Origin of the sequence: Kitasatospora sp. NPDC008115 (assembly GCF_042957205.1) — a bacterium.
Classification (GTDB): domain Bacteria; phylum Actinomycetota; class Actinomycetes; order Streptomycetales; family Streptomycetaceae; genus Kitasatospora.
Map to the genome: position 1 here is coordinate 127,582 of NZ_JBIBHU010000001.1, position 25,812 is coordinate 153,393.

Here is a 25,812-nt window from a genome sequence, read left to right on the forward strand (position 1 = left end):
CGCCACACGCGGGGCAGCCCTGTGACGATGAGCCGTTGCCGAACACCCCACCACCCCGAGGGAGCCAGCCGTGACCGCTCCGGTCCCCAGCCAGGCGGACAACCCGACCCCCGTGGTCGCCGACAACGCCGCATTGCGCGCGGACATCCGTCGCCTCGGCGACCTGCTCGGCGAGACGCTGGTCCGCCAGGAAGGCCCCCAGCTGCTCGGCCTGGTCGAACAGGTCCGGCTGCTCAGCCGCACCAACGGCGAGGCCACCGCCGAACTGCTCTCCGACATCGACCTGGAGACCGCCGCCAAGCTGGTGCGCGCCTTCTCCACCTACTTCCACCTCGCCAACGTCACCGAGCAGGTGCACCGCGGCCGTGAGTTCGCCACCCGCCGCGCCCGCGAGGGCTCGCTGCTCGCGCAGACCGCCGACCAGCTGGCCGAGGCCGACCCCAAGCACCTCGGCGACACCCTGGCCCACCTCGCCGTCCGCCCGGTCTTCACCGCGCACCCGACCGAGGCGGCCCGCCGCAGCGTCCTCAACAAGCTCCGCCGGATCGGCGAGCTGCTCGACCGCATCCACCGCGAGGAGATCGCCGCCGGCCTCTCCCAGGCCGACCCGGCGCGGACCTCCTCCGCCCGCCGCCAGGCCGACCGCCGCCTCGCCGAGGTCATCGACCTGCTCTGGCAGACCGACGAGCTGCGCATCGCCCGCCCGGAGCCCACCGACGAGGCCCGCAACGCCGTCTACTACCTCGACGAGCTCTACCGCGACGCCGTCCCGCAGGTCCTGGAGGAGCTGCACGAGGAGCTCGCCCGGGTCGGCCTGGAGCTGCCCGACGGCGTGCGCCCGCTCACCTTCGGCACCTGGATCGGCGGCGACCGCGACGGCAACCCCAACGTCACCCCGCAGGTCACCTGGGACGTCCTCAACCTCCAGCACGAGTACGGCATCAAGGACGCCCTCGCCGCCATCGACGACCTGCGCAGCACCCTCTCCACCTCGGAGCGGCTGGCCGGCGCCTCCGTCGAACTGCTCGCCTCGCTCAACACCGACCTCCACCTGCTCCCCGAGCTGAGCCCGCGCTACAAGCGGATGAACGCCGAGGAGCCGTACCGCCTCAAGGCCACCTGCATCCGGCTCAAGCTGGAGAACACCCGCGAGCGCCTGGCCGGCGGCACCCCGCACGTCGAGGGCCGCGACTACCTCGGCACCCGCGAGCTGATCGCCGACCTGCGGATGATCCAGGACTCGCTGCGCGCCCACCGCGGCGGGCTGATCGCCGACGGCCGGCTCGCCCGCGCCATCCGCACCATCGAGGCGTTCGGCCTCCAGCTCGCCACCATGGACGTGCGCGAGCACGCCGAGGCCCACCACCACGCGCTCGGCCAGCTCTTCGACCGGCTCGGCGAGGAGGCCTGGCGCTACGCCGACATGCCCCGCGAGTACCGCCAGCGGCTGCTCGCCAAGGAGCTGCGCTCGCGCCGCCCGCTCGCCCCCACCCCGGCCCCGCTGGACGCCGCCGGCGCCAAGACCCTCGGCGTCTTCACCACCATCCGCGAGGGCTTCGAGCGGTTCGGCGACGAGATCGTCGAGTCGTACATCATCTCGATGTGCCAGGGCGCCGACGACGTCTTCGCGGCCACCGTGCTGGCCCGCGAAGCCGGCCTGATCGACCTGCACGCCGGGATCGCCAAGATCGGCATCGTGCCGCTGCTGGAGACCACCGACGAGCTCCAGCAGGCCGACCGGATCCTCGACGAGATGCTCTCCGACCCCTCCTACCGGCTGCTCGTCTCGCTGCGCGGCGACGTCCAGGAGGTCATGCTCGGCTACTCCGACTCCTCGAAGTTCGGCGGCATCACCACCTCCCAGTGGGAGATCCACCGCGCCCAGCGCCGGCTGCGCGACGTCGCCCACCGCTACGGGATCCGGCTGCGGCTCTTCCACGGCCGCGGCGGCACCGTCGGCCGCGGCGGCGGCCCCTCGCACGAGGCCATCCTGGCCCAGCCGTGGGGCACCCTGGAGGGCGAGATCAAGGTCACCGAGCAGGGCGAGGTCATCTCCGACAAGTACCTGCTGCCCTCGCTGGCCCGGGAGAACCTCGAACTGACCCTCTCCGCCACGCTGGCCGCCTCCGCGCTGCACACCGCCCCGCGCCAGGCCCCCGAGGAGCTGGCCCGCTGGGACGCCGCGATGGACCGGGTCTCCGAGGCCGCGCACACCTCCTACCGGGCCCTGGTCGAGCAGGACGACCTGCCGAAGTACTTCTTCGCCGCCACCCCGGTCGACCAGCTCGCCTCGCTGCACCTGGGCTCCCGCCCGTCCCGCCGCCCCGACTCCGGCGCCGGCCTGGACGGCCTGCGGGCCATCCCGTGGGTGTTCGGCTGGACCCAGTCCCGCCAGATCGTCCCCGGCTGGTACGGCGTCGGCGCCGGCCTGGCCGCCGCCCGCGAGGCGGGCCTGGGCGACGTGCTCGACGAGATGTACGGCCAGTGGCACTTCTTCCGCAACTTCCTGTCCAACGTCGCCATGACGCTGGCCAAGACCGACCTGCGGATCGCCCGCCACTACGTCGAGCAGCTGGTGCCCGCCGAACTGCACCACGTCTTCGACCAGATCCAGGCCGAGCACGACCTCACCCTGCGCGAGGTGCTCCGCCTCACCGGGGAGAACGAGCTGCTGGAGCACAACCCGGTGCTCAAGCAGACCTTCGCGGTCCGCGACGCCTACCTCGACCCGATCTCCTACCTCCAGGTCGCGCTGCTGCGCCGGCAGCGCGAGGAGGCCGCCACCGGCCGCCACGAGGACCCGCTGCGGGCCCGCGCCCTGCTGCTGACCGTCAACGGCATCGCCGCCGGCCTCCGCAACACCGGCTGACTGGCCCCGGGCACGGGGAGGGCCCCGTGACGCGTACGTCGCGTCACGGGGCCCTCCCCATGCCCGCACCGGCCCACCCCCGCCGGGTCAGTACGGCCGCACCTTGATCACCAGGGGGAAGTAGCGGGCCCTGATCTCGTCCTGCGCCCCCAGCGCGACCACGACCACCCCGGCACCGTCCTCGGAGACTCGGGCATCCCGGATGTCCACGCCCTTGGCCTCCCAGTAGAAACGGTCGGTCTCCATGATCCGCTCGGTCAGCGCTGCGAAGTCCTTGCGCGAGGCCATCACGTTCACGAACTCGATCTCCACGCCCGGATGCCGGACGTCGTCCAGCGCCTGCCGGTCGAGGTCCCCGCCGGGGGTGCGCTGCACCCACACCTTGTTCATCGTTTGGTCGAAGCAGACTCCGAACCACCGGTCCGGGAAGTGCCTCGCACCGAACTGCCCGATCGCGAGCGCCACCTCGGCCGCCGAACGGCCGCCCTGCACCGTCGAGGGCCCCACGGCCGGGTCCGACCAGTCGGGCAGTGTCACTGTCGTCTGTCCCGCCTCTTCCAGCCCCAGGGCACCCGGGCCCCTCGGGCACGGCTTCGGCAGCTCCGTACCCGTGAGGTACGAGGGCAGGTCCGCCTCGGTGCGCCCCGATGCCGGACGGTGCACAGTCCCGGCAGGACCGCCCGACCGGCCGAGCTGCGTCACGGCCCCCAGCCCCAGCACCAGGGCGAGCGCCCCCACGACCGACCGCACCGCCAACCGCCGCCGCGCCCTGCGCCGGCCGGCCGACCGGAGTTCCGCCACCGGCGGCCGCCCCCGCACCACTGCCGCCCTGGAGTCGAGGCGGACGACGAGCTCCTCCTCGAACGCGTCCGGCTCCGGCCCTCTCCTCTCACCCGTCATGACACACCATCTCCCGTACCGGTGCCAGCTCCTGCCGAAGCGTCCTCATCGCGCGCGCCAGATGGGTCTTGGCCGTCGCGGTCGAGCAGCCGAGCTCCTCGGCCACCTGGGCCACCGACAGGTCGACGTAGTACCGCAGCACCACCGCGGTCCGCTGACGGGGCGGCAGCGACCGCAGCGCCGCCTCCAGCTCCTCGTCCCGGGGGTCCGCCGCGGCCACCGGGGACTCCGGGAGCAGCGGCGTCAGCACCTCCCGCCGGGTCCGCCGCCACCGTGACACATGGGTGCGGACCATCGCCCGGCGGACGTACGCCTCGGCCGCGCCCGGGTCGCGGATCGCGCCGCGCCGCACGTACACCCGGGACAGGGCGTCGTGCAGCAGGTCCCGCGCGTCGTGGACGTTCCCCGTGATCAGGAACGCGCCGCGGAGCAGTGCCTGGTACCGCGCCGCGACGAACTCGTCGAACGGATCGTCCCTCCGGGTGTCCTCGGTGAAGCCCCCCGGCCGCATCGATTCGCGCTTCATGCCAACCAGACGCACGGGCGGTCGCCGACGGATGACACGTCCCGGAAAAAAGACCGGACGGAACACCGGAGGGGCCGGGAACGGGTCGACCCCGTCCCCGGCCCCTCCTCAGAGTCCGTTCACTCCCCCGCTTCGCCCGCCCGGTGGCGCTTGACCCACAGGGCCGCGCCGCCCGCCGCGACGACCAGCCCGCCGCCGACGGCCAGCAGGCCGGCGTCACCGCCGACCGAGCCGCCGAGCACCGGGCCGAGCTGCGCCGAGACGGGCTCCGGGGACACCACACCCGGATCGGGTTCCGCGATCGGGTCGGCGTACGCCGCACCGGCCCCGCCCAGCAGCACCCCGGCAACACCGAGCGCTCCCGCGGTGCCCAGCGCACCCGCCGTGCCCACCCGCCGTCCGAGCCTTCCCAGCCGAACCACCCGGATCCGCCGAAGGCGCCGGACCGGCCGCAAACTCCGCATCGAGAACTCCCCAACCCGTTCGCGTACTGGCCTGACGCTATCCGATCGGCACAGATTTCTCACAGGGATTCAGGTTTGGTCCCCCAAGAGTTGTACGACTGTTGCCCGGTCGGACCACCGCCCTTCCCCTGGGGGCGGAGGCGGGGCGCTGACCCCGGATCAGGTGTTGTAGGTCGACTGGGCCCGCTCCAGGCCCTCGGAGAGCAGTGCCTCCACCGCGTCCGCCGAGCGGTCCACGAACCACTCCAGGTCCTTGCGCTCGGTGGCGGAGAAGTCCTTCAGCACGAAGTCCGCGACCTCCATCCGGCCCGGCGGGCGGCCGATCCCGCACCGCACCCGGTGGTAGTCGGGGCCGAGCGACTTGGTGATGGACTTCAGCCCGTTGTGCCCGTTGTCGCCACCGCCCAGCTTCAACCGCAGGGTCGCGTAGTCGATGTCCAGCTCGTCGTGGACGGCCACCAGCGCGGAGGCCGGGACCTTGTAGAAGTCGCGCAGCGCGGTGACCGGCCCGCCGGAGAGGTTCATGAACGACATCGGCTTGGCCAGCACCACGCGCCGCCCCGCCAGCCGCCCCTCGGCGACCTGGGCCCGGCTCTTGTGGGCCTTGAACTTCGCGCCCATCCGCTGGGCCAGCAGGTCCACCACCATGAACCCGATGTTGTGCCGGTTCCGGGCGTACTGCTCCCCCGGGTTGCCCAGCCCGGCCACCAGCCAGGGGCCCTCGTACGACTCGTCGTTCATCCCACCGCTCCTCGTGGTCATGTTCACCGCCATCATCCCGGACACGCCGCTGCCCCGGCCGCTCCAGCGGGAGCGACCGGGGCAGCGGTCTCAGACTGTGCGAGAGGCTCAGGCCTCGGCGCCGGCCTCGGCCTCGGCGGCCTCCTCCTCGGCCGGGGCGGCCTGGGCGGCGATCACCTGGAGCACGACGGCGTCGGCCTCGACGGCCAGCGAGACGCCGTTCGGCAGGGCGATGTCCTTGGCGTGGATCGAGGCGCCGGCCTCCAGGCCCTCGACCGAGACGGTGACGGCCTCGGGCAGGTGGGTGGCCTCGGCCTCGATCGGCAGCGCCTGGAGGACGTGCTCCAGCAGGTTGCCGCCCGGGGCCAGCTCGCCCTCGGTGTGGACCGGAACCTCGACGGTGACCTTCTCGCCGCGCTTGACCAGCAGCAGGTCGACGTGCTCGATGGTGCGCTTGATGGCCTCGCGCTGGACGGCCTTCGGCAGCACGTACTCGTCCTTGCCCTCGATCGGCACGACCAGCAGGGCGTTCGGGGTCTTCAGGGCCATCATCAGGTCGTGGCCGGGCAGGTTCAGGTGAACCGGCGCGTGGCCGTGGCCGTAGACGACACCGGGGACGAAGCCGGCGCGGCGGGCGCGACGGGCGGCACCCTTGCCGAACTCGGTACGGGTCTCGGCGGCAAGGCGGATCTCGGACACGACTGCACTCCTCGTGAAAGCTGGCGCGGGGGTGCAGGCAACGCGAAAAACCGCCGGGACCACACCCTCATTTCGGGGGTCACTCGGCGGCGCACGACCTCTGCCGGAAGTCCGGGACTCCGGAACCGGCAGCGCGTCGATCACGGAGCGGGCACCCGCGGTGCGGGCGCACGGCATCCCTCGCCGAGCAGTTTCACGAGTCTAACCGGAGTCGCGGTCTCTCGCGAAATCGGCGGCGGCCCCGGTCCGCAGGGAACCGGGGCCGCGCGCACGGGGCTTGGTCAGTGCACGCCCTCGAAGAGGCTGGTGACCGAGCCCTCCTCGAACACCTCGCGGATCGCGGCGGCGATGGACGGGGCGATCGACAGCGTGGTGATCTTGTCCAGCTGGAGCGAGGCCGGGGTCGGCAGGGTGTTGGTGAACACGAACTCGCTGACCCGGGAGTTCTTCAGACGGTCCGCGGCCGGGCCGGAGAGCACGCCGTGGGTGGCGGCCACCAGGACGTCCGCGGCACCGGCCTCGAACAGCGCGTCGGCGGCGGCGCAGATCGTGCCGGCGGTGTCGATCATGTCGTCGACCAGGACGCAGACCCGGTCCTTGACGTCACCGACGACCTCGGCCGACAGGATGGTGTTGGCCTGGGTCATGTCGCGGCGCTTGTGGATGATCGCCAGCGGCGCGTCCAGCCGGTCGCACCACTGGTCGGCCACCTTGACCCGGCCGGCGTCCGGGGAGACCACGGTGAGCTTGCTGCGGTCGACCCGCTCGCCCACGTAGTCGGCCAGCAGCGGCAGCGCGAACAGGTGGTCCACCGGGCCGTCGAAGAAGCCCTGGATCTGCGCGGTGTGCAGGTCCACGGCCATCAGCCGGTCGGCGCCGGCCTGGCGCAGCAGGTCGGCGACCAGGCGGGCGGAGATGGGCTCGCGGCCCAGGTGCTTCTTGTCCTGGCGGGCGTACCCGTAGAAGGGCAGGATCGCGGTGATGCTCCGGGCGGAGGCCCGCTTCAGAGCATCGATCATGATCAGCTGCTCCATGATCCACTGGTTGATGGGAGCCGTGTGGCTCTGCATCACGAAGCAGTCGGCACCGCGGGCCGACTCCAGGAAGCGGACGTAGATCTCACCGTTGGCGAAGTCCAGGGCCTTGGTCGGAACCAGTTCGGTCCCCAGCGACTCGGCCACCTCCTTCGCCAGCTCCGGGTGGGCACGGCCGGAGAAGAGCTTCAGCTTCTTCTCGCCCGACGTCGTGATCCCGCTCACTGCCACCGTCTCCTCGCGTTGCTGACGTCGATCCCGTCCGTACCGCGGGCAGGCGTCCGCCAGCCGGCGAGAGGGGTCGGGGGAATTGTCGGTACGCCTGGACACGGGCGGTAAGCCCAATGGCGCACGTATGACCCCAAGGTTACGCGCCCGCTCGCGAACCGTCCGCCCCGGGACCTTGTGCCGGGCCTCCGCCCGCCCGCTCAGGCCTCCGTCGCGGCCTGTTCGTCGCGCTCCGTCGCCACCGCTGCGGCCTGCGCCGACGCGGTCCCCGGGCGCTTGCGCTGCACCCAGCCGGCGATGTTCCGCTGCTGGGCCCGGCTGACGCCGAGCGCGCCGGGCGGCACGTCGCCGGTGATCACCGAGCCGGCGGCGGTGTAGGCACCGTCGCCCACCGTGACCGGCGCGATGAACATGTTGTCGGATCCGGTACGGCAGTGCGCACCGATCACCGTGCGGTGCTTGTTGACGCCGTCGTAGTTCACCGTGACCGAGGCGGCGCCGACGTTGGTGCCCTCGCCGATCGTGGCGTCGCCGATGTAGGAGAGGTGCGGCACCTTGGCCCCCTCGCCCAGCTCCGAGTTCTTCACCTCGACGTAGGTGCCGACCTTGGCCTTGCGGGCCAGCCGGGCGCCCGGGCGCAGGTACGCGTACGGGCCCGCGGTGGCGAGGTCGCCGATCTCCGCGCCGTCCGCCGTGGTGTTGCTCACACGCGCGCCGGCGCCGACCCGGGTGTCCTTGACCGTCGAGTTCGGGCCGACCTCGCAGCCCTCGCCGAGGTGGGTGGCGCCCTGCAGCTGGGTGTTGGGCAGCACCACCGCGTCCGGCTCGTAGGAGACCTGGACGTCGAACCAGGTGGTCGCCGGGTCCACCACGGTCACGCCGGCCCGCATCGCCCGCTCCAGCAGCCGGTCGTTCAGCAGCCGGCGGGCGTGCGCGAGCTGCACCCGGTCGTTGATGCCGAGGATGTCGCGGTAGTCGGCGGCGACCACGGCGCCCACCCGGTGCCCGGCCCGGCGCAGGATCTCCAGGGTGTCGGTGAGGTACTCCTCGCCCTGTGCGTTGTCCGTGGTGACCTCGGCCAGCGCGTCCACCAGCAGCTTGGCGTCGAAGGCGAACACGCCGGAGTTGATCTCGTCGATGGCCCGCTGGGCGTCCGAGGCGTCCTTCTCCTCGACGATCGCCGCGACCGCGCCGTCCGCGCCGTCGCGCAGGATCCGCCCGTAGCCGAACGGCTCCGGCACCACCGCGGTCAGCACGGTGACGCCGTTGCCCTGCTCGGCGTGGGCCGCGGCCAGTGCGCTCAGCGTCCCGCCGGTCAGCAGCGGCGCGTCGCCGGTGGTGACGATCACCGTGCCGTCGAGCTCGATCCCGTCGGCCGCCAGCGCCTCCAGCGCGGTGCGCACCGCGTGCCCGGTGCCGTTCTGCTCCTCCTGGACCACGGCCCGGGCGCCCGGGTGATGCGCGGCCAGGTGCCCGGCCACCTTCTCCCGCATGTGCCCGATCACCACGACCAGCTGCTCCGGCGTCAACTCCTCCGCCGCCGCCACCGCGTGGCCGACCAGCGACCGCCCGCAGACCTCGTGCAGCACCTTCGGGAGGCTGTTCGACTTCATCCTGGTCCCGCCACCGGCGGCGAGGACGACAACGGCGGCAGGCGAATTGGCACTCACGGGGGGAGGCTCCTCATTCGGTTACACGGGGAGGGCAGAGCGGCCAGCGGCGGGACCCGCACGTCAGCGCCCTGGCCGCTTCGAGGATAGTGCGCGGAGCATGACCGTTCCTCCGGCCCCGGGGGCCGTCGCCCGCCGACCCCGCCACCGGCCGGGCCGACCGGCCCTGAGATGGCTCCCGGAGGAGGATTCGAACCCCCATAAGCTGGACCAAAACCAGCTGTCCTGCCCTTAGACGATCCGGGACCGGCGCGTCCGCTCCCGTTCCCGGGGACGCGCTTCGCCAAGACTACGGGGAATGGGCCGTCACATCTACCTCCTCCGGCCTGCCCGCCGGGGCCCCGCCCGAGAACCGGATGTCATCCATCCAGTCGGGTGAATTCACTCAAGCGCCGCCCGGCTGCGTATTCCCTCGGTGGCGGAGCGCAACCTACGATTCCGTAGGTTACGCCAACGTAGCCTCCGTCCTCTCCCCCGCAAGGGACGCCCATGACCATCCAGGCCGGCGAGGCGCACGCCGATTCCGCGCGCCCCATCGACTCCTCCGCCCCCGGACCCGACGCCCCCGACCCGTCCGCCACCGCCGCCACCGCCGCCCCCGCTTCCGACTCCGGCTCCGCCGTTCCGGACGCCGGGGCCGAGGCGCGGCGGCTCTCCGCCACCCGCGGCGGGGAGCGGCAGGGCGCCGCCGAGCGGATCGCGCTCGCGCTGTTCATCGCCGTCCCCTTCGCCGCCCTGGTCGCCGCCGTCCCGGTGGCCTGGGGGTGGGGCCTCGGCTGGACCGACGTCGCGATCGCCACCGTCATGTACTTCCTCACCTGTCACGGCATCACCGTCGGCTACCACCGTTACTTCACCCACGGCGCCTTCAAGGCCAACCGCCCGCTGCGGCTCGCCCTCGCGGTGGCCGGCTCGCTGGCGATCGAGGGCCCGCTGGTGCGCTGGGTGGCCGACCACCGCAAGCACCACCGGTACAGCGACAAGGACGGCGACCCGCACTCGCCCTGGCGCTACGGCGAGACCGTCCCCGCGCTGCTCAAGGGCCTGTGGTGGGCGCACATGGGCTGGCTCTTCGACGAGGAGCAGACCCCGCAGCTCAAGTACGCGCCGGACCTCGTCCGCGACCCGGCCATAAGGCGGATCTCCCGGCTGTTCTGGCTCTGGACCACCCTGTCGATGCTGCTGCCTCCGCTGGTCGGCGGGCTGGTCACGCTCTCCTGGCAGGGCGCGCTGTCCGCCTTCTTCTGGGGCTCGCTGGTCCGGGTGGCGCTGCTGCACCACGTCACCTGGTCGATCAACTCGATCTGCCACGCGGTCGGCCGCCGGCCGTTCCGCTCCCGGGACCGCTCCGGCAACGTCTGGTGGCTGGCCGTGCTCTCCTGCGGCGAGTCCTGGCACAACCTGCACCACGCCGACCCCACCTCGGCCCGTCACGGCGTCCTGCGCGGACAGCTCGACTCCTCGGCCCGGCTGATCCGCTGGTTCGAGCTGGCGGGCTGGGTCCGGGACGTCCGTTGGCCGGACGCGCAGCGGATCGCCGCCCGCCGCGCCGCATGAGGGCGCACCTGCAGCATGATGTAGGGGTGAACGGGAGCAGCGCAGACAGCACAGGCGGCCACCAGAGCACGCGGACGGACGCCGCGCCCGGTCCGGCGCAGGCCCGTCCGCGTGCCGCCGCCGGGCCGGACGCCGCTGCGGCCACGCCGCGCCGGCGGGGCGGCCGGGTGCGGATGACCGGCAAGCAGCGCCGGGAGCAGCTGCTGGAGATCGGCCGCACGGTGTTCGCCGAGCGCGGCTACGACGGCACCTCGGTGGAGGAGATCGCCGAGCGGGCCGGGGTGTCCAAGCCGGTGGTGTACGAGCACTTCGGCGGCAAGGAGGGGCTGTACGCGGTGGTGGTCGACCGCGAGATGCAGCTGCTGCTCGACATGGTGACCGGGGCGCTGACCGGCGGGCACTCGCGCGAGCTGCTGGAGCAGGCGGCGTTCGCGCTGATGGACTACATCGACACCTCGACGGACGGTTTCCGGATCCTGGTCCGGGACTCCCCGGTGGCCCAGTCGACGGGCACCTTCGCCTCGCTGATCAGCGACATCGCGACCCAGGTGGAGGACATCCTGGGCCTGGAGTTCAAGGCCCGCGGCTTCGACGCCCGGCTGGCGCCGATGTACTCGCAGATGCTGGTGGGGATGGTCGCGCTGACCGGCCAGTGGTGGCTGGAGGTGCGCAAGCCGGAGAAGGCCGAGGTGGCCGCCCACCTGGTGAACCTGGCCTGGCACGGCCTGGAGGGGATGGAGCGGCACCCCAAGCTGGTCGGCGATCGCAAGGCCTGAGCGCGTCGGGCCTGAGCGCATCGGGCCAGTCTGAGCGCGTCAGGCCCGCTTCACTCCGACGGCGAAGATCCGGCGGAACGGGAAGACGGTGCCGTGCGGCCCGGCCGGGTAGGCCTCGCGCAGCAGCGCGCCGTACTCGGCGAGGAAGGCGGCCCGCTCGGCCACGTCGCCGAGCCGGGTGAGCACCGGCCGCAGGGCGGTGCCCTTGACCCACTCCAGCACCGGGTCCGGCCCGGTGAGCAGGGTGCTGTAGGTGGTCTCCCAGACGTCGGCTGCGCAGCCCGCGTCTTCCAGCGCGTCCAGGTAGGCGCCGGGCTCGTGGACGCCGGCCCGGGTGGCGTCCTCGCCGAGGACGGCCCGCCAACGGGGGCTCTCGCGCAGTTCGGCGAGCGCCGTGTGGCTGGGCGAGCCGAAGTTCCCGGGCACCTGGAAGGCGATCACCCCGCCGGGCTTCAGCGCCCGCGCCCAGCGCGGCAGCAGCCCGAGGTGCCCTTCGGTCCGTCCCTCCTCGCCCGCCTTCGGCGAGACGGGCCCCTGTGGCGGTCGGCCGCTCGCCCCGAAGCCGATCCACTGCAGGGCCGCGTTGGAGACGATCGCGTCGGGGGCGGCCTGCGCCGGGTCGTAGTCGGCGGCGTCGGCGAGCAGGTAGTCGGCGGTGGGCTCGCCCTCACCGCGGGCGGCGGCGAGCATCTCGGCGGAGTTGTCGATCCCGGTGATCCGGGCGGCGGGCCAGCGCTCGCGCAGGACGGCGGTGGAGTTGCCCGGGCCGCAGCCGATGTCGAGGACGACCGGGGCGGGTTCGTGCGGGAGGGCGGGGACCCTGGCGAGCAGGTCGCGCAGCGGGCGGGTCCGTTCGTCGGCGAAGCGCAGGTACTGCCCGGGGTCCCAGACGGGGGTGGTCATGGTCGGCCTCACAGGTATCTCGACATCAAGATATCCATGCCAGCTTCGGGACTGGATTTCTCGATGTCAAGAGACTTCACATCGACACAACCCCCGATACACTGATCGCCATGGAGGACGAGGTCGATCGGCTGGTCGCAGCATGGCGCAGGGAACGCCCCGACCTCGACGTGGAACCGCTCGAAGTGCTCAGCCGGGTCAGCCGGCTCGCCCGGCACCTCGACCGCGCCCGCCGGACCGCCTTCGCCGAGCACGGTCTGGAGCCCTGGGAGTTCGACGTGCTGACCGCGCTGCGGCGGGCCGGCTCCCCGTACCAGCTCTCCCCCGGCCAGCTGCTCACCCAGACCCTGGTCACCTCCGGCACCATGACCAACCGGATCGACCGGCTCACCGGCAAGGGCCTGGTCAAGCGGCTGCCCGACCCGGACGACCGGCGCGGCGTCCTCGTCCGGCTCACCGACGACGGACGCGACCGCGCCGACCAGGCGCTCGCCGGGCTGCTCGCGCACGAGCGCGAACTGCTCGCCCAGCTGACCTCCGCCCAGCAGGGCGAGCTCGCCGGGCTGCTGCGGCAGCTGGTCGCACCCTTCGACAACATCCCGTAGGACCCGGCGGCCCCCGGCGGCCTCCGCCAGGGTCTCTAGAACCCGTCCGGGTAGGGCGTGCTCAGCGCGGGCACCGGGGCGGGGGCCGGCTCCGGTGTCCGGTAGCCCGGCAGCAGCTCGGCCAGCCGGCGGCGCACCTCGTCGTCGCTGTTCACCGCCGCCGCCCGGTACAGCCCGGTCAGCCCGCCGGCCAGGTCCTCCGGACCGGCCGCGGCGTCCGCGACGGTGGCGTAGATCCGGGCGTGCTCGGTCGGCAGCCGCTCCTCGCCCTCCGAGAACAGCGCCTCGTTGAGCTTCTCCCCGGCCCGCAGCCCGGTGTAGCGGATCTCCACCTCGTCCCTGGCCAGCTGCACCTGCTCGGCGAAGTTGTGCACCAGGTCGACGATCCGCACCGGCTCGCCCATGTCCAGCACGAACACCTCGCCGCCGCGCGCCATCCGGCCGGACTCCAGCACCAGGCCGACCGCCTCCTCGATGGTCATGAAGAACCGGGTGACATCGGGGTGGGTGACCGTCACCGGCCCGCCGCTGCGCAGCTGCTCGGCCAGCACCGACAGCAGCGAGCCGCGCGAGCCCAGCACATTGCCGAACCGCACCGCGGAGAACACCCCCGTGCCCAGGGCGCGGGCGTCCCTGGCGTTCGCCCGGACGATCAGCTCGGCCAGCCGCTTGCTCGCGCCGAGCACCGAGGTCGGGTCGGCCGCCTTGTCGGTGGAGATCAGCACGAACCGCTCGACGCCGGTGGCCAGCGCCGCCTCCACCAGGTGGTCGGTGCCCAGCACATTGGACTTCACCGCCTCGCTGGGGTGGCGCTCCAGCAGCGGCAGGTGCTTGTGGGCGGCGGCGTGGAAGACCACCTCGGGCTTGAGGTCGCGAAAGATCTGCTGGATCCGCGGCCGGTCCCGGATGTCGGCGATCACCAGCGACTCGTCGGTCAGCAGCGCCTCGCCCCAGATCTCCAGCTGCAACCGGTGCAGATTGGACTCGTCGTGGTCGAGCATGTAGAGCGCGCTGGGGTTGAACGCGTGCACCTGGCGGCAGAGTTCGCTGCCGATCGAGCCGCCGGCGCCGGTCACCAGCACGCGCCGGCCCTCGATCACGTCCCGGACGTCGGCGGAGACCACGTGCACCTCGTGCCGGCCGATCAGCCGGTTGACGTCCAGGCTGCGCATGTCGGAGCCGACCACCTCGCGGCGCAGCGCGGCGAGGAAGGACGGCAGGTAGCGGACGGCCGCGCCGGCCGCGGCGGCGGCTCCGGCCAGCTCCCGCACCCGGCGCGGGTCGAGCCCGGGGATGGCCAGCGCGACGACGTGGGCGCGGTGCTCGACGGCCAGCGCGGTCAGCTCGGCCAGCGTGCCGAGCACCGGGACGGCGTCCACCGTCTGGCCCGCCTTGGCCGGGTCGTCGTCGAGCAGGCCGATCGGGGCGAGGCCGAACTCCGGGGCCCGGCCGAGGTCGCGCACCAGCGCGGTGCCGGCCGCCCCGGCACCGACCACCAGCGTGCGCAGCCCCGTCGGCGGCGCGGCGGGGCTGCCGGAGGCCGGATCGGAGCTGCCGGACGGTGTGTCCGGGCGGGCGCCCGGGGCGCTCACGGCCTCGTTCGCGCCGTCGTTCGCGCCCTGCTGGGCCGCGTGCGGACGTGCGGAAGTGCTGTGCGGCGACATCTGTCCTCCGGAGTTCCCTGACCTGACGGACCTGAGCCGGCGGCGGGGACGGCCCCGGGCCGGTACCTGGGTGTGACGGACGGGCGGATCAGCCGGCGCCGGGAGAGGTGGACGTGGCGACGGACGGCGGGACGGTGGGGGCGGCGAGTTCCGACGGGCTGACGCCCGCCCGGCGGGCCACCGCGACGGCGGCCAGGGTGGAGTGCACCCCGAGCTTGCCGAGGACGTTCTGCATGTGCGTGCGGACGGTGTGCGGGGAGAGGTAGAGCCGCTCGGCGACGGCCTGCCGGCCGAGGCCCGCGACCATGCAGCGCAGGATCTGCTTCTCCCGCGGGGTGAGCGTGTCGACCAGGCGCTCGCTCTCGGTGCGGTCCCGGCGGGCCGTGGTGAGCTCGCGGATCACCCCGGTGAGCAGCGCGGGCGGCAGATGGGTCTCGTCCCGCAGCACGCCCCGGATCACCGCCAGCAGGCGGGCCAGCGAGCTCTCCTTGGCCACCCAGCCGGTGGCGCCGGCATGCAGGGCGCGGGCGGCCCGCTGCGGGTCGTCGGCGGTGGCCAGGACGATCGCCCGCAGACCGGGGTGGTGGCGGCGGACCCGGGCCAGCAGGGTGATGCCGTCGGGTACCGGGGCGGTGGACGGCGCGGCCGCCGACGGCGCCTGGGCGGTGGACGGGGTCGCCGTCGCGGGGTGCGGTTCCTGGTACGGGCCGGCCGGTCGCGCGGCGGCCGGGTAGCGGGCCGCCCCGCCGGGGGCGCCGGCCGGGCCCGGCGCCGTGGGCGGGCCCGCGGTCGGAGCCGTCGGCGGGCGGCGGGGCGAGGGCACGGCGGGTCCCGGGCGGCGGCGCAGCGCGTCGGGCGGGTCGGCGCCCGGTTGGCGGGGTTTGCGCGCGGCCAGGGCGCCGCCCTCGGCCACCCCGAGATCGGCGTCCACCAGGACGACGTCGAACGCCCGCCCCTCGGTGGCGGCACGCTCCAGGGCGCGCTCCGCGGCGGCCGCGCTGCCCGCCGCGCCGACCTCGACGTCGGGCTCGGCGGCGAGCGCCGCGGCCAGTGCCTCGGCGAAGATCCGGTGGTCGTCGACCACCAGGACGCGGATCCGCCCCATCGTGACTTCCCCCCTGCTCAGCTCCGGCCCCGCGTCCGGGACGGCGCCCCACGTCCCGCCGCCGTTGTCCGGGCGCTCCTGCGCCGACCGCCTCCCGGACATTCGGAAGCGCCGAGGTGCCGGCCCCCACCGGTACCGGAATCAGCGTACGGGGTGGGCGCCGGCTCGGTGGGGGTTTGGTGAAGTTTCGTCAGGAGGTGCGAAATTGGCGTGACTTGGTGCCTCGACGAGCCGCTCCCGGCCGGCCGCGGAAACGCCGGGGCGCCGCCCCCTCGTCGGTACGGGGGCGGCGCCCGGTGCGGCGGCGGAGCCGGCGGGCCTACAGCCCGTTCTTCTCCAGGGTGAACTTCCAGGCGTCGGCGACGATGTCGTCCAGGTTCGGGCGGCGCGGGGTCCAGCCCAGCTCCTGGTGGGCGCGCTCGGCGGAGGCCACCAGCACGGCCGGGTCGCCGGCCCGGCGGCCGGAGACCACCACCGGGATCTCCCGGCCGGTGACGCGCTTGACCGACTCGATCACCTCGCGGACCGAGAAGCCGCTGCCGTTGCCCAGGTTGCAGATCAGGTGCTCGCCCGGCTTGGCGGCGTCCAGCGCCAGCAGGTGCGCGTCGGCCAGGTCCGCGACGTGGATGTAGTCGCGGATGCAGGTGCCGTCCGGGGTCGGGTAGTCGTCGCCGTAGACCGCGATGTGCTCGCGCTGGCCGAGGGCGGCCTGGAACACCAGCGGGATCAGGTGCGACTCGGGGTCGTGCCGCTCGCCGTAGGCGCCGTACGCGCCCGCCACGTTGAAGTAGCGCAGCGAGACGGCGGCCAGGCCGTGGGCGACGGCCTCGCTGGTGATCAGGTGGTCCACGGCGAGCTTGGTGGCACCGTAGGTGTTGGTCGGCGCGGTGCGGGCCGTCTCGGCGATCGGCACGGACTCCGGCTCGCCGTAGGTGGCGGCGGTCGACGAGAACACCAGCTTGCGCACGCCCGCCGCGCGCATCGCGCTGATCAGCTCCAGCGAGCCGGCGACGTTGTTGCGCCAGTACTTCTCCGGGTCCGCGACGGACTCGCCGACCTGCGAGGAGGCGGCGAAGTGCAGCACCCCGTCGAAGGAGGCGTCCAGGACCTTGCCGGCCTCCTGGATCCGGCCCTCGACGAACTCGGCACCGGCCGGCACGCCCTCGCGGAAGCCGGTCGAGAGGTCGTCCAGGACGGTCACCTGGTGCCCCGCCTCCAGCAGGTGGGCGGCGACCACACTGCCGACGTAGCCGGCGCCACCCGTGACCAGGTACTTACTCATGATGCGACCTCCAGCGGGCGATGGACCGCCGTCGGCGGGCCATCGGGGACGTTCGTACGACTGCGGCCCATTCTCCCTGGCCGCCGGGGGTGCTCAGGACCACTTCGGGAGGACGCTCCGCCCGCCCCTTCCGCCCGGTTCGCCCCGCTTCCGCCCGGGCGCACGACCCGCGTCCACCCGCCCGACGGCCTCCCGTCAGCCGCGCGCCATCCGCTCCAGCAGACCGGTGCGCGCCGCGACCGCCGCCGCCTCCAGCCGGGTCCGCGCGCCGAGCTTCATCAGCACCCGCTGGACGTGCGTACGGGCCGTGCTCGCCGCGATCCGCATCCCCGCCGCGATCGCCGCGGTGTCCTCGCCGTCCGCGATCCGGGCCAGCACCTGGACCTCCCGCCGGGTCAGCAGCCGCAGCAGCCGCACCGCCTCGTCGTCCGGCTCGGCCGCCGGTCTCAGCAACTGGTCGAACGCGCCCCGCAGCACCTCCACCGCGACCGCCGCCTCACCGGCCCGGGCCCGCGCGATCGCCCGCTCGACCACCTCGATCCGCTCGTCGCTCGGCACGTACCCGGCCGCACCCGAGGCGAACGCCCCCGCCACGCCCCGCAGTTCACCGACCGGACCGAGCACGATCACGGCCACCTCGGGCCGCTCCCGGCGGATCCGCCGCAGCCCGTCGAACGCCCCCGGCTCCCCCGGCGCGGCCACTCCCAGCAGGCACACCTCCGGCCGCCGGCCCGCCACCAGATCGGCCGCCGCCGAGGCCGGCGAACCCACCGCGAGCACCCGGTGACCGCGCAGTTGGAGCGCGGTGGCCAGCGCCTCCGCCAGCAGTCGGTGGTCGTCCACCACGACGAGGCGCACACCCATGAGACCCTCCAGGTCGGCGTCCGCCCACAGCCCCGCCCGGCTGGGGAACGCGGCCGATGACGCACCATCAGAGCGCATTCCGTACCCGACCTGCCAGAGCGTCTCAGCGGACCGTCTCACCACCCGGCCGCGCGGGCCCGTGAGCATGCGGCCTGCGGCCGCCTGGGCACGTGGGCATGTGGGCACGTAGGCACAACGAAAAGGACCCCCGCCCGAAGGCGGAGGTCCTGACCGAGCCCCCATGCGGAATCGAACCGCAGACCTTCTCCTTACCATGGAGACGCTCTACCGACTGAGCTATAGGGGCCTGTTCCCTGTTCTCGCTCCCGGCCTCGCTTTCCGCTCCGCCGACCGCTCGAACAAGGAAGACATTACACGGCCGGAGGGCCGATTGGGAAATCGGTCGCGGCCTTGCGACTGCGCGGCACACCGGCCACCGCGAGGTCCGTTCCGCTGGTCTCCGGCAGCATCCGCAGGCAGATCAGCGCCACCACACCCCACGCCGCCAGGTACCAGCCGACCGGCTCCGCCGTCCCGTACGCCTCGGTCAGCCTGGTCGCGATCAGCGGTGTCGTCGCGCCGCCCACCACCCCGCCCAGGTTGTACGTCAGCGCCGCCCCCGTGTACCGCACCCGGGTCGGGAACAGCTCCGGCAGGAACGCCGCCAGCGGCCCCAGCAGGCACCCCAGCACCACCATCGCCCCCGCCAGCGCCACGAACATCAGCCCGCGCCGCTCCGTCTCCAGCAGCGGGAACAGCACCAGTCCCCACACCGCCGCCAGCCCCGTCGCCCCCTGCAGCGTCCGGCGCCGCCCCCACCCGTCGCTGCGCCGCGCGCTCAGCCACACCGTCACCGCCTTGCCCGCCGCACCGGCCAGCAGCATCGACAGCACCACCGTGCTCGGCACCCCGAGCCCGGTCGTCGCGTACGCCAGCGCGTACGTGGTGGTCAGGTAGAACAGCGCGTACCCCACCGTGATCGCCCCGCACCCCACCAGCACCGTCCGCCAGTGCCCGCGCAGCACCTCCACCACCGGCGCCCGCTCGGCCCCGGTCCGCACCTCGCCCCGGAACAGCGGCGTCTCCTCCAGCCGCAGCCGCACGAACAGCCCCACCGCCACCAGCGCCAACGACGCCAGGAACGGCACCCGCCAGCCCCAGGACCGGAACGCCCCCTCGTCCAGGCCGAGTTGCAGCGCCAGGAACACCCCGTTGGCCAGCACGAACCCGGTCGTCGGCCCCAACTGCAGATACGCCCCGTACCGCCCCCGCCGCCCCGCCGGCGCGTTCTCCGCCACCAGCAGCGCCGCCCCGCCCCACTCCCCGCCCAGGCCCACCCCCTGGCACACCCGCAGCACCACCAGCACCACCGGCGCCCACCACCCCCACGCCTCGAACCCCGGCAGCACCCCCACCGCCGCCGTCGACAACCCCATCAGCAGCAGCGACACCACCAACGTCGTCTTCCGCCCCAGCCGGTCCCCGAAGTGCCCGAACACCACCGCCCCCAACGGCCGCGCCAGGAACGCCACCGCGTACACCGAGAACGCCGCCAACAACGCCCCCACCGTGCCCAGTTCGGGAAAGAACACCTCCCCGAAGACCAGCGCCGCCGCCGTCCCGTAGATGAAGAAGTCGTAGAACTCGATCGCCGTACCGATCAACGCCGCCGCAGCGGCCCGCCGCATCTGCCCCGTCGCACCCATACCCCCAACCCTGACGACCCCACCCCACCCCCAACAGCACCCACCCGAGTGACACCCGCGCCCAACCCCACCCCCCACGCCCCCCAGCGCCGCCCACTCCTCATCACATCCCTGCGCGCAGCACTACCTGGCGTACGGGTTGTCGCTCGGCGGAGTCGGCGGCCCGTACGACGGCGGGGGCGGCACAACGCCCGCCGCCGCTTGCTGCGACCGCGCGGCCCGCCGCCGCGCGACCACGACGATCACCGCCGCAACCAGGACCAGCCCCACGGCCACGCCCACTACAACGGGCACGACGCTCCCCGCGCCGGAATCCTTCTCAACCACCGGCTGCTGCTGCGGCACCGGTGCAGCAGGAACGGAGGCCGAAGCGGACGGTACGCCAGGAGCCACGGACGACGGCACCGGACTCGGTGATTCAGCGGGTGCCGACGACGTCACGCTGCCCGCCGGATCCGCCAGTGGGCTGACATCGGCCGGCCCCGGATCACCGGGAGTGGTCAGCGCGATCCGCGGGCGGACGATTCCGTAGCCGATGAAGTCGCTCCGGCTGGAACCATCCTTGGGCTTCCCGGCCGTGTTGATCAGTACCCTGGCGATCTGGTTCGGAGTCCAATCGGGATGAACCGACCAGAGAAGTGCCGCCGAGGCGGAGACCAGGGCAGTTGCGTCGGAAGTACCGTGCTTCTTGCAATAGCCGGAGTCCGCGACACACGACGTGTAGATGTCCACTCCGGGGGCGGCGATGTCGATCTGCGGACCGTGCTCCGATTCCTCGGTCGCCGTACCCGCGCGGTCGGCCGCCGCCACCGCGACGATGCTCGAGAGCGCGGCGGGGTACAGGGCGGGATTTCCCTGCTGTCCGCTGTTCCCGGCACCCGCTACGACCAGCGCGCCCTTCCCACTCGCATACTTGACGGACTTCTCGAGTTCGGCGATGTCTCCCGCAGAGACCCCCGAGGAACCGGCGACCGACGAGACGTTGATGACCCTCGCCCCTTGGTCTGCCGCAAAGGTGATCCCCTGGCTCACCTGCTTGAGGTATCCGGACGCGTCTATCGGCTGTGCCGGGTCGTCATTGATGTTGATCTTGATCGGAAGGATCTTGGCGTCGGGCGCCAGACCATAGGCGCCCTTCCCTCCCAAGCCCTTGCCGGACCCCGCGATGAGACCGGCGATTCCAGTGCCGTGACCGCTCTTGTCGACACCGATGCCACCGGAGAGGCCACTCAGGTCCCTACCGAGCAGCAGCTGACCAGCCAGATCCGGGTGGTCGAGCCGGAAGCCACCATCGATCACCGCCACGGTGACCCCCTGGCCCTTGCTCGTCTGCCAGATCTCGGGCGCCTTCATGGTGTCCAGGTGCCACTGCTGCTCACGAATCGAATCCACCGCGGCTGCCGGCCCCACGGCCGGACCGGCCACGATGCCTGCCGTCAACAACCCTGTGGCGAACACACGCCAACGCACACGTACGTTCGTCCGCCGCATTCCTGCTCCCTCGTCACTTCCCCGTCGGGCAGGGGCCTCGCCCCGTGCAGGACTGCCCGGCCACCGGGTGTGGGCCCAGTGGCCGGGCAGTCGTTCCGCACTACTCAATCACGCTCGGATTGCTCTTCGGAGTACCGCTGGTCCAGGTCTCCTCGTCCTCGTGCAGGTAGTCGGCCCGCTGGCGACGGTCACGCTCGCGCCGCTCCCCCGCGCCGCCCATCATGCCCGGGCCCATCATGCCGTTCTGGCCCGGCCGCGCCGCGCCTTCGGCTGCCGCCGCCCCGGCCGCGGACGCCCGGTTGCGCAGGCCGCTGCCCCCCGGGGTGAACTCCCCGCCGGCCGTCGGGCTCTTCCCGCCGCCGACCACGCCACCGACCACACCGCCACCGGTCGAGCTGTAGCCCCGGCCGCGCGAACCGCCGACCGCACCGCCGCCGTGGCCTCCGCCACCCGGGTGCATCCCGCCGGCCGGTCCGCCGAAGCCGCCACCCCCGCCAGGCCCACCGGCCGCCCGCCCCTGGGCCGCCTCGCGCGCCCCGAAGACGGTCCCGCCGTTGGTCGGCACCGGAGCACCGTTCTTCGCCGGCGGGTTCCCACCGCCGAAGGGGCCGGTCCGGTTCACCGGAACGGGGCCACCGCCGCCGCCCTTCAGCGGCGTGGTCCCACTGGTGAACGGACCGGTGCCGCCCATCGGGATCGGCCCGCCGCCGGGGAACGGCCCCGGCCCACCACCCGGCATGCCCGGGTGCCCGGGACCGCCGCCCTGGGGGTACGGCGACACCGGGCCGCCACCAGCCGGCCCGACGGGACCGGTCTGCCCGGGCAGCGTCGGCACCGTCGGCAGGCTGTCCAGCCCAGTGCTGGGACGGTCCCCGGGGAAAGTGGCCGGCGGAATCACCGCCCCGGGCGTGTTCGGGTCGCTCGGCAGCGGCACCGAACCGCGCGGCGGGGTCGGCGTGCTGTGCCCCGGAGCCCTCGGCCCGTCCGGCACCGACACCGGCGGACGCGGCGTCACGGAACCGCCACCACCGCCATAGCCGCCACCGGTCGAGACATATCCCCCGCCGCTGTAGCCACCACCGACGCCCCTGCCGGTCCCGGTCCCTCCCGAACCGTAACGACCGCCAGCGGGCCCCACCGGAACCTCGGTTCCACCGTCGACCGCCTTCGGCCCATCACCGGGAGTGCCGGGCAACTCGGGCAGCTTGAGCCCGTTCAGCTTGGCCGTCGCCGCCTCGTACGCCTGCCCCAGCTTCTCCATCTGGTGGATGGCTTCCTGGTGCGCGGTGTCCACCCGCTTCTGCGCCGCCGCGGCCTCTGCGGAGGAGACCCAGGTCGGGTCCTCCTTCTTCATGATCGCGTCGGTCATCGCCGTCGGGTTGCCGAAACCGGCGATGCTCAACGGCGAGGGCCGCAGGCACGGCTGCGTGGCGTGCCGCTTCACCATGTCGACGTCCTTGGCGGGCACCTCCGGCACACCCGTCTTGGCGCCGCTCAGGGCCTCGCCGGCCTGGACCATCGCGTCGCCGGCACCCTTGGAGTACTCGCTGATCATGGCGGCCGACTTGTTCAGGTTGCCGGCCCACGTCTTGAAGTTCTCGGCAGCCGGCCCCTCCCATTGGATCTGCCCGACGTGGGCGGCCAGTGCCCGGCTGAGGTCGTCCAGTACGCGTCCGGCGTCCTTGAGTTGGTTTCCGCGGCTGGTCACCTTCGACGGGTCGCTAGTGGCGATCATCGACTTGAGCTGCGGATGGTTGATGCCCTCGAAGTTGGTCCCACCTGCCATCAGTTACCCCCCGTTCCGGTCGATCCCGCGTATCCGCGCGTCATCAGTAGTCACCGCTCTTCGCCCCCGGCCCGTTGGGCCCGGCGGCCGGGGTGTAGATGTCCGCGTTCTTCGCGACCGCGTTGACCGCCGTCGTCTGGTGCTCCTCGTTGCTGCCGTAGCTGCCCGCCGTCTGCGCGACCGCCTGGCTCATCTTGTCGATCTGCTCCGCGAACGCCTTCGAGAGCTGCGCTATCGCCGCATGGGTCCGGTCGTACGCCGCCATCAGGTCCGTGGACTCGTGGAAGCCGGTGCCGAGGTTGCCCGCGGTCAGCTTCTGCTCCTTGATCTTGTGCTGAGCCGCCTCCGAGCCCTCCAGCGAGGCCAGGAGCGCGTCGACCTTCTTCTTGAACGTGGTCAGCGTGTCGAGCTCGATCTTGACGTCATTGGAGCCGAACGCCGCCACCAGCGCGGTGGCGCTGACATCGACCTGGGCCTGGCCGACCACACGGCCGATCCAACTGTTGTCGAGCGTCCACGGCTTCACCTCGCCGTTGGGGCCTTCCGCCCAACCCGCGCCACCCGGTCCAGCCTCGCCTGGCACAGCAATCCACCTCTCCCCCGTACGCGGCACGACCCGCAGGTCGCCGCACCGCGACACACCGTCAACTACTCGGTCCTACACAGCCTGCTCGCCCAGGCCGGACGGATCCGGGGTGTGGGCCCCGCACCGTCCCGCCCGGCGAAACCGTCCGCCCTTTGGGACGGGCGGCGCCTCGTTCATCGTAGCCATCGCCGCCGTCGAACCGGCAGGGCCCATGGCCCGCCTGTACGCGATCGGTACGAACTTGACACGTGGGGCCCGGTGGTGGCCGTTAGACTGGCCGGGTCCGGTCGTGCCGGACACGACCTCATCTGCCGCGCAGCGTCGCACAGCAGCGACCCTGGCCGCCCCTCGCCCGCACGGTCCGGTACCGCGCCGGCGGGCCGGCGGCCCCGGCGCGGATCGGATGGTCCCCCGTGAGCCGCAACTCCACCGCAGACGTCCCCTGGTGGGCGCGGGCCGTGCGTCCGGCCAGGCCGGTGCCGCCGGTCGCGGCGATGGTGCGGGCGGCGCTCGGCATGGCGGTGGCGCTGGCCGCCGGGGTGCTGGTGCACCGGGTGGACCTGGGGGTGTTCGCGGGGCTCGGGGCGATGCACGCCACCATGAACGACCGGGACGAGCCCGTGCGGCTGCGGGCCCGGCGGATCGCCACCGCCGCGTCCGCGTCGGCGGCGGGGATGCTGGTGGGCACCGCGCTCCAGCAGGCGCAGGCCGGCCCGCTCGCGCTGGGTGCGGCGCTCACCGTGACGGCGTTCGTCTCCGGCGCGTTGAGCGCGACGGGGCCGCGCGGATCGGCGGCGGGACTGCTGCTGCTCGTGTCCGCCGCGCTCGGCAGCGGCATGCCGCTGCCGGACCCGTGGTGGGCGGCGGCGCCGCTGCTGGCGGCGGGCGCCGCACTGGTGCTGCTCCTCGGCCTACCGCTTCTCGGCCCACCGCCGCGCGGCCGCCGGGCGCCCGGTGCCGGCCCGGTCGTCCGGGCGCTCGCCGCCGCCTACGACGCGCTCGGCGCGATGCTCGCCGATCTCGGGACGCCGCGCGGCGCGTCCTCCCGCCAGGTGCTGACCGACCGCCTGACCCGCCTCCAGGACGTGCTCCCGCCCCCACGCCGTCTCCGCTCCCACCGCGCCCACCGCGCCCACGAGATGTACCGGGCCGCGCTGGCCGCGACCGAGGCCGCCACCGGCCTGCTCTGGGCCCGGCGGCCGGTGCCGCCCGAGGTCGCCGCCGTCCCCGGCCTGCTGGCCCGGGCGGTGGAGCGCGGCGGCGGCGAGGTCGCGGTGCCCGACTGGGCGCCGGACACACCGTCACGGCGGGCCCTGGACGCGGCGCTGCGCGCGGCCGCCGGGACGGTGGCGGGCCGGGAGGCGGCGCTCGGGACGGCGCCGGTCCCGCCGCCGGACCCGTGGCGGCTGCGGGTGCGGCTGGTGTCGCCCGGCGCGGCCCGGTACGGGGCGCGGCTCGCGCTGTGCATCGCGGTCGGCGCGGCGGTGACCGCCGCCCTGCCGCTGAGCAAGGACTACTGGGTGCCGATGACGATCGCCTTCGTGCTCAAGCCGGACCTCGGTTCGGTGTTCCTGCGCGCGGTGAGCCGTTCGGTCGGGACGGTGCTGGGGGTGGCGGTGACGGCGGCGGTGCTGGCCCTGGCCGTCGGCCCGTGGGCGCTGGTGGCGATCGCCGCGCTCTGCGTGGCGCTGCTGCCGTACGCGACGGCGGCGCACTACGGGCTGAACACCGTGGTCATGACGCCGATGGCGCTGGTCCTGCTGCAACTGGGCGGACAGGACGGGGCGGCCGAGTTCTGGCCGCGGGTGCTGGACACCGCCCTGGCCAGCGCGATCGTGCTGCTGTTCGGCCACCTGCTGTGGCCGGAACGGCCGCGGCACCGGATCGGGCCGCGCCTGCTGACCGCGACGACGGCGCTCAAGGCCTACCTCCGCTCGGTCACCGAGCCGGACGACCCGCGCCCCGAGGCCGAGGTCTGGCTGCGCCGCACCGCCTACCGCGCGCTGGCCGACGCCCGCGCGGAGGTGGAGCAGGGGCTCGCCGAGCCGCCCCCGACCGGACGGACGGCCGCCGATTGGCTGCCGGCGACCGCCGCCCTGGAGCGGCTGAGCGGCGCGGTGGCGGCGTTCGCGGCGCAGCGCCGTTACGGCGGACGGGTGCCGGACCCGGTGGAGGTGGAGCGGCTCGGCCGGGCGCTGGACGAGCTGACGGCCGCGGCCCGCGCGCACCGTCCGCCCACCCGGGCGGCGGCGCGTCCGACCCGCCCGCACGACCCGACGCGCAGCGCGCTGGGCCGTGCGGCGGACGAGCTGGACGCGCTCCTCGCCGGCGGCGGCTCCTGCGGGAAACCCTGAGG

21 protein-coding genes and 2 tRNA genes are annotated in these 25,812 nt (G+C 73.6%); 5 read left to right on the top strand and 18 right to left on the bottom strand.

Annotated elements, in window-relative coordinates; genetic code table 11:
* Nucleotides 1-70: 70 nt before the first annotated feature.
* Nucleotides 71-2,869: a phosphoenolpyruvate carboxylase gene (gene ppc, locus ACFZBX_RS00525; RefSeq protein ID WP_391530479.1), complete on the top strand. Its 2,799-nt coding sequence runs from the start codon at nucleotides 71-73 to the stop codon at nucleotides 2,867-2,869.
* An 87-nt stretch (nucleotides 2,870-2,956) separates the two neighbouring features.
* Here ppc and ACFZBX_RS00530 read toward each other — a convergent pair whose 3' ends face one another.
* The 8 genes from ACFZBX_RS00530 to ACFZBX_RS00565 all read right to left on the bottom strand — a co-directional run bounded on the left by ACFZBX_RS00530 (nucleotide 2,957) and on the right by ACFZBX_RS00565 (nucleotide 9,377).
* Nucleotides 2,957-3,406, bottom strand: a complete 450-nt coding sequence (locus ACFZBX_RS00530) for a hypothetical protein (RefSeq protein ID WP_391530481.1) — start codon at nucleotides 3,404-3,406, stop codon at nucleotides 2,957-2,959.
* Nucleotides 3,407-3,758: 352 nt separating this feature from the next.
* Nucleotides 3,759-4,295, bottom strand: a complete 537-nt coding sequence (locus ACFZBX_RS00535) for a SigE family RNA polymerase sigma factor (RefSeq protein ID WP_380754287.1) — start codon at nucleotides 4,293-4,295, stop codon at nucleotides 3,759-3,761.
* Between the two features lie 119 nt (nucleotides 4,296-4,414).
* Entirely contained in the window at nucleotides 4,415-4,687 is a 273-nt protein-coding gene (locus ACFZBX_RS00540) for a hypothetical protein (protein ID WP_391530483.1), read from the bottom strand.
* Between the two features lie 231 nt (nucleotides 4,688-4,918).
* Nucleotides 4,919-5,500 carry an aminoacyl-tRNA hydrolase gene (gene pth / locus ACFZBX_RS00545; protein WP_380754281.1) on the bottom strand — a complete coding sequence of 194 codons (582 nt, stop codon included), beginning with the start codon at nucleotides 5,498-5,500 and terminating at the stop codon, nucleotides 4,919-4,921.
* 108 nt (nucleotides 5,501-5,608) lie between these two features.
* The gene (locus tag ACFZBX_RS00550; RefSeq protein ID WP_380754278.1) at nucleotides 5,609-6,199 is read right to left on the bottom strand and encodes a 50S ribosomal protein L25/general stress protein Ctc; all 591 of its coding nucleotides are present in this window, start codon (nucleotides 6,197-6,199) and stop codon (nucleotides 5,609-5,611) included.
* Nucleotides 6,200-6,480: 281 nt separating this feature from the next.
* A complete protein-coding gene (locus ACFZBX_RS00555) occupies nucleotides 6,481-7,458 on the bottom strand; it encodes a ribose-phosphate diphosphokinase (protein ID WP_391530484.1) in 978 nt (325 codons plus the stop codon).
* 203 nt (nucleotides 7,459-7,661) lie between these two features.
* On the bottom strand, nucleotides 7,662-9,131 hold the full coding sequence (glmU, locus tag ACFZBX_RS00560; protein WP_391530485.1) for a bifunctional UDP-N-acetylglucosamine diphosphorylase/glucosamine-1-phosphate N-acetyltransferase GlmU: 1,470 nt from the start codon (nucleotides 9,129-9,131) through the stop codon (nucleotides 7,662-7,664).
* Between the two features lie 172 nt (nucleotides 9,132-9,303).
* Nucleotides 9,304-9,377, bottom strand: a tRNA-Gln gene (locus ACFZBX_RS00565).
* Between the two features lie 243 nt (nucleotides 9,378-9,620).
* On the opposite strand from ACFZBX_RS00565, the gene ACFZBX_RS00570 reads away from it, so the two are divergent.
* Nucleotides 9,621-10,688 carry an acyl-CoA desaturase gene (locus ACFZBX_RS00570; protein WP_391530486.1) on the top strand — a complete coding sequence of 356 codons (1,068 nt, stop codon included), beginning with the start codon at nucleotides 9,621-9,623 and terminating at the stop codon, nucleotides 10,686-10,688.
* Nucleotides 10,689-10,861: 173 nt separating this feature from the next.
* The gene (locus ACFZBX_RS00575; RefSeq protein ID WP_391531020.1) at nucleotides 10,862-11,464 is read left to right on the top strand and encodes a TetR family transcriptional regulator; all 603 of its coding nucleotides are present in this window, start codon (nucleotides 10,862-10,864) and stop codon (nucleotides 11,462-11,464) included.
* A 39-nt stretch (nucleotides 11,465-11,503) separates the two neighbouring features.
* Here ACFZBX_RS00575 and ACFZBX_RS00580 read toward each other — a convergent pair whose 3' ends face one another.
* A complete protein-coding gene (locus ACFZBX_RS00580; protein ID WP_391530487.1) occupies nucleotides 11,504-12,367 on the bottom strand; it encodes a methyltransferase domain-containing protein in 864 nt (287 codons plus the stop codon).
* 110 nt (nucleotides 12,368-12,477) lie between these two features.
* Here ACFZBX_RS00580 and ACFZBX_RS00585 point away from each other — a divergent pair, with 110 nt between their 5' ends.
* The gene (locus ACFZBX_RS00585) at nucleotides 12,478-12,972 is read left to right on the top strand and encodes a MarR family transcriptional regulator (protein ID WP_320435994.1); all 495 of its coding nucleotides are present in this window, start codon (nucleotides 12,478-12,480) and stop codon (nucleotides 12,970-12,972) included.
* A 35-nt stretch (nucleotides 12,973-13,007) separates the two neighbouring features.
* Here the strand turns inward: ACFZBX_RS00585 and ACFZBX_RS00590 are convergent, their stop codons facing one another.
* The 9 genes from ACFZBX_RS00590 to ACFZBX_RS00630 all read right to left on the bottom strand — a co-directional run bounded on the left by ACFZBX_RS00590 (nucleotide 13,008) and on the right by ACFZBX_RS00630 (nucleotide 23,453).
* Complete coding sequence (locus tag ACFZBX_RS00590; protein ID WP_391530489.1) at nucleotides 13,008-14,636, bottom strand: polysaccharide biosynthesis protein; 1,629 nt, start codon at nucleotides 14,634-14,636, stop codon at nucleotides 13,008-13,010.
* Nucleotides 14,637-14,724: 88 nt separating this feature from the next.
* A complete protein-coding gene (locus ACFZBX_RS00595) occupies nucleotides 14,725-15,741 on the bottom strand; it encodes a LuxR C-terminal-related transcriptional regulator (protein WP_391530490.1) in 1,017 nt (338 codons plus the stop codon).
* Between the two features lie 319 nt (nucleotides 15,742-16,060).
* On the bottom strand, nucleotides 16,061-17,023 hold the full coding sequence (gene galE / locus ACFZBX_RS00600) for a UDP-glucose 4-epimerase GalE (protein ID WP_380754258.1): 963 nt from the start codon (nucleotides 17,021-17,023) through the stop codon (nucleotides 16,061-16,063).
* Between the two features lie 195 nt (nucleotides 17,024-17,218).
* Entirely contained in the window at nucleotides 17,219-17,887 is a 669-nt protein-coding gene (locus ACFZBX_RS00605) for a LuxR C-terminal-related transcriptional regulator (protein ID WP_380754255.1), read from the bottom strand.
* Between the two features lie 234 nt (nucleotides 17,888-18,121).
* Nucleotides 18,122-18,194 (bottom strand) — tRNA-Thr (locus ACFZBX_RS00610).
* Nucleotides 18,195-18,258: 64 nt separating this feature from the next.
* The gene (locus ACFZBX_RS00615; RefSeq protein ID WP_391530493.1) at nucleotides 18,259-19,593 is read right to left on the bottom strand and encodes an MFS transporter; all 1,335 of its coding nucleotides are present in this window, start codon (nucleotides 19,591-19,593) and stop codon (nucleotides 18,259-18,261) included.
* A 123-nt stretch (nucleotides 19,594-19,716) separates the two neighbouring features.
* Nucleotides 19,717-21,084 carry a type VII secretion-associated serine protease mycosin gene (mycP, locus tag ACFZBX_RS00620; RefSeq protein ID WP_391530495.1) on the bottom strand — a complete coding sequence of 456 codons (1,368 nt, stop codon included), beginning with the start codon at nucleotides 21,082-21,084 and terminating at the stop codon, nucleotides 19,717-19,719.
* A gap of 100 nt (nucleotides 21,085-21,184) precedes the next feature.
* Complete coding sequence (locus tag ACFZBX_RS00625; RefSeq protein WP_391530496.1) at nucleotides 21,185-22,870, bottom strand: WXG100 family type VII secretion target; 1,686 nt, start codon at nucleotides 22,868-22,870, stop codon at nucleotides 21,185-21,187.
* Nucleotides 22,871-22,913: 43 nt separating this feature from the next.
* Complete coding sequence (locus tag ACFZBX_RS00630) at nucleotides 22,914-23,453, bottom strand: hypothetical protein (RefSeq protein WP_391530498.1); 540 nt, start codon at nucleotides 23,451-23,453, stop codon at nucleotides 22,914-22,916.
* Nucleotides 23,454-23,869: 416 nt separating this feature from the next.
* On the opposite strand from ACFZBX_RS00630, the gene ACFZBX_RS00635 reads away from it, so the two are divergent.
* Nucleotides 23,870-25,810: an FUSC family protein gene (locus ACFZBX_RS00635; protein WP_391530499.1), complete on the top strand. Its 1,941-nt coding sequence runs from the start codon at nucleotides 23,870-23,872 to the stop codon at nucleotides 25,808-25,810.
* Nucleotides 25,811-25,812: the final 2 nt, after the last annotated feature.

What these genes read in the sequence shown, in the direction of transcription:
- ACFZBX_RS00535 (WP_380754287.1), bottom strand. Translation starts at nt 4,295, where the DNA reads ATGAAGCGCGAATCGATGCGGCCGGGGGGCTTCACCGAGGACACCCGG.
- pth (WP_380754281.1), bottom strand. Translation starts at nt 5,500, where the DNA reads ATGAACGACGAGTCGTACGAGGGCCCCTGGCTGGTGGCCGGGCTGGGC.
- ACFZBX_RS00570 (WP_391530486.1), top strand. Translation starts at nt 9,621, where the DNA reads ATGACCATCCAGGCCGGCGAGGCGCACGCCGATTCCGCGCGCCCCATC.
- ACFZBX_RS00575 (WP_391531020.1), top strand. Translation starts at nt 10,862, where the DNA reads ATGACCGGCAAGCAGCGCCGGGAGCAGCTGCTGGAGATCGGCCGCACG.
- ACFZBX_RS00580 (WP_391530487.1), bottom strand. Translation starts at nt 12,367, where the DNA reads ATGACCACCCCCGTCTGGGACCCCGGGCAGTACCTGCGCTTCGCCGAC.
- ACFZBX_RS00585 (WP_320435994.1), top strand. Translation starts at nt 12,478, where the DNA reads ATGGAGGACGAGGTCGATCGGCTGGTCGCAGCATGGCGCAGGGAACGC.
- ACFZBX_RS00590 (WP_391530489.1), bottom strand. Translation starts at nt 14,636, where the DNA reads ATGTCGCCGCACAGCACTTCCGCACGTCCGCACGCGGCCCAGCAGGGC.
- ACFZBX_RS00595 (WP_391530490.1), bottom strand. Translation starts at nt 15,741, where the DNA reads ATGGGGCGGATCCGCGTCCTGGTGGTCGACGACCACCGGATCTTCGCC.
- galE (WP_380754258.1), bottom strand. Translation starts at nt 17,023, where the DNA reads ATGAGTAAGTACCTGGTCACGGGTGGCGCCGGCTACGTCGGCAGTGTG.
- ACFZBX_RS00605 (WP_380754255.1), bottom strand. Translation starts at nt 17,887, where the DNA reads ATGGGTGTGCGCCTCGTCGTGGTGGACGACCACCGACTGCTGGCGGAG.
- ACFZBX_RS00615 (WP_391530493.1), bottom strand. Translation starts at nt 19,593, where the DNA reads ATGGGTGCGACGGGGCAGATGCGGCGGGCCGCTGCGGCGGCGTTGATC.
- mycP (WP_391530495.1), bottom strand. Translation starts at nt 21,084, where the DNA reads ATGCGGCGGACGAACGTACGTGTGCGTTGGCGTGTGTTCGCCACAGGG.
- ACFZBX_RS00625 (WP_391530496.1), bottom strand. Translation starts at nt 22,870, where the DNA reads ATGGCAGGTGGGACCAACTTCGAGGGCATCAACCATCCGCAGCTCAAG.